The 6141-nt window shown below is 43.8% G+C and carries 5 protein-coding genes; all 5 read right to left on the reverse strand.

Annotation, left to right across the window (positions count from 1 at the left end; all coding sequences use genetic code 11):
* Positions 1-23: 23 nt before the first annotated feature.
* The gene (locus tag NCY57_RS13825) at positions 24-809 is read right to left on the reverse strand and encodes a segregation and condensation protein A (RefSeq protein ID WP_059085667.1); all 786 of its coding nucleotides are present in this window, start codon (positions 807-809) and stop codon (positions 24-26) included.
* 9 nt (positions 810-818) lie between these two features.
* Positions 819-1625, reverse strand: a complete 807-nt coding sequence (locus NCY57_RS13830; RefSeq protein WP_022426765.1) for a metallophosphoesterase — start codon at positions 1623-1625, stop codon at positions 819-821.
* Between the two features lies 1 nt (position 1626).
* Entirely contained in the window at positions 1627-2661 is a 1035-nt protein-coding gene (locus NCY57_RS13835) for a molybdopterin-binding protein (protein ID WP_250789766.1), read from the reverse strand.
* Between the two features lie 87 nt (positions 2662-2748).
* Positions 2749-3936 carry a D-alanyl-D-alanine carboxypeptidase family protein gene (locus tag NCY57_RS13840; protein ID WP_250789767.1) on the reverse strand — a complete coding sequence of 396 codons (1188 nt, stop codon included), beginning with the start codon at positions 3934-3936 and terminating at the stop codon, positions 2749-2751.
* A gap of 108 nt (positions 3937-4044) precedes the next feature.
* Entirely contained in the window at positions 4045-6066 is a 2022-nt protein-coding gene (locus NCY57_RS13845; protein WP_173739627.1) for a GGDEF domain-containing protein, read from the reverse strand.
* Between the last annotated feature and the right edge of the window lie 75 nt (positions 6067-6141).

The raw sequence follows: 6141 nt of genomic DNA on the forward strand, positions 1-6141 counted from the left end.
TTATTGTCCTCATTCCTACTATATTATTCATCTGCGAACTCTGTCAGATTCTTCCATGTGTCCGGATCCGTGATAACTTCCACATGAATATCATCAAAAAGATCTTCCTGTTCTGCATGAACATGTCCCATTTTCATCAATTCCAGAATTGCCAGAAATGTCACGATCAGCTGTATTTTGGAATGCTGGTTTTCCATCAGCCTGCGAAAGCTGAATTTTCGGTGAGTTTTTGCATATTCCTTCATTTCCAGCAATTTATCGGAAAGTGATATTTCCTCTTTTTCGATCCTTCCGAATTTACTTCGGATCGGATCGATCTTATTTTCCTGTCTGCGGATCAAAGCCTGATAGATCGCACTCATCCGCTCCAATGTCAGACCCCGGAGAAGTTCCTGGGGATCAGACGGGGGAGTATACTGCAGCACTTCTTCCGGAAGATCCTGTTTTCGGTAATAAACCCCTGCCGCATCTCCAAGCCTGTCCCGTAATTCATAGGACATATATTTGTACATCTTATATTCCAGCAGCTTCTGCACAAGCTCTGCTCTGGGGTCCTCCTCTTCTCCTTCCTCATTCACTTCTTTCGGAAGAAGCATTTTACATTTGATATCCAGAAGAGTAGCTGCCATGACAAGAAATTCACTCATGATCCCCAGATCTTCTTTTTCCATGGAATGCAGATATTCCATATACTGATCTGTGATCTCCACAATAGGAATATCATAGATATCGATCTTGTTTTTGTCGATCAGGTGAAGCAGAAGATCCAGAGGGCCTTCAAATACATTCAGCTTAACAGATAATGCCATAGGGTTTCCTCATTTCATTTTTTCGGAAGGTTTTATATCGATCACCAGCAGTTCCCTTGGATTATGGATCCGAAGGGGAATGGTATGTTCTCCAAGTCCAGCACTGACGATCATATGCTGATCCCCTTTGTGAAAGTCTCCACAGCAAAACGGCGGAAGAAACAGATATTGAGGAGATGAAAGACCGTAATGTTCACTAAGGCGGACAACGCCTCCGTGATAGTGTCCGGACAGGATCAGATCCGCGCCCCATTCAAAATAGGTTTTTCCGTATTTTGGATTATGTGCCAGCAGGATCTGCATCCCTTTATCTTCAGGTTTTCCGATCATTTCTTCCATCACTTCCTTTTTCAGCTTCGGTGATCTTGGTTTGTGATAATATTCGATGGGAAGCTCCAATCCCCAGAAACAGAAGTGTTCTCCCTGCAGGACCATATCTTCACGTCCGTTCCTTAAAATATGCACACCGGCTTTTTTCAGTGCTCTTTCGTATTTTGCATAATATGGCCGGTATTCTTCGGAAAGGAACATTTTATATTCATGATTGCCAAGTGCATAATACACGGGAAAATCTCCGGCAAGCTCTGTCAGCAGCTTACATGCAGTTACCAGAGTATTCGTTTCTGTGCGTACAGCCATGTCGCCGGCAGAAAGTATCACGTCCGGGGCAAGTTTTCGGATCGTCTCTGTCAGCCGTATATTGTCTTTTCCGTAGGATATTCCGTGAAGATCTGCAAGAAGGATCATCCTCACGCCCTGTGGAGCATGGATCTTGTCCGTATGGATCTCATATTGTTTGATTCTGAATTTTTTCATATTATTTTCCAAATCCGCAGTTCGGGAAAGTACAAACCGGACAGTTCAGACATAGTCCGCCTTCTCCCAGCCTGGCGATCTCCTCTGCCTTGATCTCATCATCTGCCATCACTCTGGGCAGGATCAGATCAAATACCGTTCTTTTTGCGTACATGACGCATCCCGGAAGTCCAAGTACCGGTATGGATCTTCCGTTCCGCTCAAGATATGCCACAAGCAGCATAGCTCCCGGAAGTATAGGTGCTCCATAGGTTATGATCTTTGCTCCGGTATCCCGGATCCCGCCCGGAGTACGATCATCGGGATCCACACTCATTCCGCCGGTACAGATGATCAGATCTGCTCCTGCATCTGCGAAAGAAAGAATTGCCTTTGTGATCTCTTCCTTATCATCTCCCGGCATCACCTGGCCTGTCACTTCTGTCGGAAACCCGGAAAGCTTTTCCCGGAGTACCGGTGTGAAGGTATCCTGGATCAGTCCTTTTTTGATCTCACTTCCGGTTGTGACGATCCCTACTTTTTTCTGCTGGTAAGGGAGAATGTCAAAGATCGGAAGATTTCCTGCTGCCTTCTCTGCTGCATCCATTTTCTCTTTCTCGATCACAAGCGGAATGATCCTGGTTCCTGCAACCTTATCACCTTTTTTTATCGGAAAATCGCCATGTCTGGAAGCAATCATCATTTCTCCCAGAGAATTCACAGCCACAAGTGCATCACGACGTATTTTCAGAATACCATTGATCTTTGATACCACCTCGATCTTACCTTCTTTGATCTCAGTTCCATGTACTTTGGAAGAGTTTCCGGCACAGATTTTGTAAAGGATCTCTGCAGCTTCATTTTCGTGAAGAATCCCCGGTTTTTTCTCCCACACAAAAAGGTGTTCTTTTCCTACAGAAAGCAGCAGTGGTATATCTTCTTCTTTCACTACATGCCCTTTTTTGAAAAGAACGCCTTTTTTCTCATCTTTTATGATCTGCGTGATATCATGGCACAGAATGTGTCCCACTGCATCTTCTGTTCTGATCTCTTTCATCCAAAATCCCTTCCCTGTTCTGTTATTTCTTCAATCCGTTGTATTATACATCCAGTCTGCCCTTTTTGTCAAAATATGTTGCAGGCATCACAAAAGAAATGCCTGACAGGTTCTTTCCAGCCAGTCATGGTATCCGGCCTTTTTTATTGTTTCCCCGTACAGGATATCCAGACTACCGATCTTTTTCCCATCCTGATAGTATTCCTGTGCCCCTACTTTCTGCCCTTTTTTCACCGGCGCACTTTGTTCTTTGGGAAGGATCAACTTTTTCTTAACATTGTCAGGTTTCGTTCCATCTGTGCTGATATATCGGAATTTCCCTCTATATACAAGCGGAACCTGCTCTTTGACTCCTTTGCGGAGCTTCATAGGTTTCAGTGGCTCCAGAGCATCATCCAGATACAATGTGCATTTAGAAAAGCCGTAATTTAAAAGAGCTGCTGCATCCCGGAATCTTGTTTTCGGGTCCGGTGCGGCCATCACTGAGGCGATCAGTGTGATCCCGTTTCGTTCTGCCACAGCACTGAGACAGTATTTTGCAATACTGGTGCTGCCCGTTTTAAGTCCCATACACCCCTCATAGCTGCGCAGCAGTTTATTTGTGTTGGTCAGTGTAAATTTCGAGGAGCCTTTTCTGGTAACGTGTGTGATATCCTCCATCCAGACAGATGAATATGTAAGAACTTCCGGATATCTGCTGATGAGCTCCCTGCTCATAAGTGCAATGTCATAGGGAGTTGTATAATGTTCCTGTGATTCCGTCAGCCCGCAGCAATCCACAAAATGAGTATTTTTCATTCCAAGATCCTTCGCCCTCTCGTTCATCCTCTCCACAAAGGCTTGTTCTGTTCCCGCAACATGCTCCGCCATAGCTACGCTGGCATCATTTCCGGAAGCGATCACAATACATTTGATCATGGTTTCTGCAGTCTGCTTTTCTCCTTCTTCCAGAAATACCTGAGACCCTCCCATGGATCTGGCATAAGCACTGGTGGTAATGCTATCCTCCAGATGCAGGGTTCCCTCACGGATAGCATCAAAGATCAGAATCAATGTCATGATCTTTGTAATACTGGCCGGGCTTCTTCGGGTGTCAGGATCCCTGGAATAGATCACGGTACCGGTTTCTTTTTCCATAAGGACTGCACCCGGCGCTTCGATCAGCTGCTGTGCTTTTCCACTATCTTCCGTTTCTCCCCTGACACTAATGGGTGTCAGAGCCAGGCATAAGACTAAAATACAGATCAAAAGACTTTCCGGAACACTTCTGTTCATAAGCTCACTCCTGCCGCAAACATCTCTGTTCTATTGTAAAAGCTTTCCTGAAAGATTATTCCTGAAATTCTGAAAAAGCATAGATTCCGGTCCGTGTTCCTGTATCTTTCACTCTGCATCGCTTTGCTTTTTCAGTTCTTCGTCATACAGCTTAACACCTGTTCCACAATTTCCAGCAGCATATTTTCTTGCATAATTCGCTGCATCGATCGCCTCAGATGCATTGTTACATTCTTTGGTGATCAGATAGATCCCAGTGCGGACACAGAGCTCCATATCCGGATATTTCTCTTTCATCTGCCGTAAGAACTCCTGATTGGTCTTTAAAACAGATGTTTCCGGATCAACATCCATATCACATGGAGTGAAAAGGATAAAATGATCAGAGATCGCCCTGGTAAAATATACATCCATATCTGTTTTTAGAACGCTTATCACATACTCGGAAAACTGCCGCAGGATCTGATCTCCCACACGATATCCGTATTTTGCATTAATACGTTTAAATTTTTCAAAATCGGTATATATCACTGCATGTCCCGGCCCGTAACCTCCGATCAGCATTTTCTCCACATTTTCGCGAAATCTTGAAAAAGAAGACAATCCGGTAAGCTGATCCCGTCCGGATTCTGCAGCAATGCTACGATAAGCACTGTTAAATGCCTGGTTCTTGGCATAATGCGCGGAAATGATCTTGGTCACTTCTCCCAATAGCTTACGATCTTCTCTGGACCAGAGCCTTTTTTCCTGGCAGGTCACGTATGCAATGGCCCCTGTATAGCTTCCCTCACAGTACATGGCAGCACAGACTACGGTTTTTGCTCCGCACTGTAACACATTCTTTCTTCTCTGTTCCGAATATTCAGCCAGATCATTCTCCTGAATCACCACAGTACCATATTCATCATTGTGGCGAAACAATGTGATAAAATCACTTTTTGAAAAATGTATCTCATCTATCAAAAGCCTGTATTCTTCTTCCGAAACCCATTGAAAAACCCTGTTTATTTTCTGCTCTGCCACCTTGGTATGCAGGACTGTGATCCGGTTAAGCCGGAATTTCAGACCGATCACTTTCATCAGAAGTTCAATCGCTGCCTGAAAGCTGCTCATTTTTTCAAATATTTCAAATGCAGTAGAAACAATATCATTATGAAGATATCTGGCATCTATCTCAACACCCTCGTATAATGCCTGCTTTTCCTCTGTCTTATCCTCAAAACGTCTCAGATTATCACAGAAAGCATAGCGGTTTTTTCCATTTTTCTTTGCCTGGTAAAGTGCCCAGTCTGCATTTTCAAAGAGCTGCTGATATGTATATCCGGAAACATTTTCCGGAAGAAAGCAGATCCCCACACTGCAGGTTGCCAGATACGTGGTTCCCGGAAATTTAAGTTTCTGCACTTCCCGTATCAGTTTTCCTGCCTTTTTCATGATCGCTACATGGCTGATATCCTTCAAAAGGATCACAAATTCATCGCCACCCAGACGCATGATCACATCATTAATGTCGAACAAAGCCACAAACAGCTCCGCAAAACGTTTCAGGACTTCATCACCGAACATATGTCCGTAAGTATCATTTACATTTTTAAAATAATCTACATCAAGCACCATCATCCCGCATCCTGCATAGGGATTTCTGGATGCAAGGTATTCATCGATCAGTTCTTTTCCGAAAAAGCGGTTATACACTCCGGTCAGAGGATCTTTCTGGGCACGTTCCTCAAGAAATTCTTCCTGCAGCTTCTCCCTGGTGATATCTCTGGAGCTTCCTATGAAATAATGATATCCGGTATTTTTATCCTGTGCTATAAATCCCCGTACTGTCAGAAGACTCGCATTACCGTCTTTATTGATACACCGCACTTCTATCGTCCCGCCTTCCCGGGATGTCAGAAAATCCGTCAGGTACTTCCAGTCGTCTTTATAAACATTGCTGTATTTCTGTCCACTGGTCTTAAAATCCGTAATATTTTTTACAGGTCTCAGGTATTCATCCAGACGTTCATATATGTCCGCCTCCTGACAGTACTGAAAAAGCTTCAGTGTAGTATTTCGATAAATGCAAGCGTATTTTTCCAATGTATCCCGAATATCAAAAACGGGATTTTTTTCGTCTGTTTTCATCATCGACCTCCCAGAGAGTTCTTGAGTTCACAATATTTGTAAAAAAGTATACCATATCTTTGGGTATATATGTAG

It is taken from the genome of Blautia sp. MB18-30 (assembly GCF_023669475.1).
GTDB classification, from domain to species: Bacteria; Bacillota; Clostridia; order Lachnospirales; family Lachnospiraceae; genus Blautia_A; species Blautia_A fusiformis.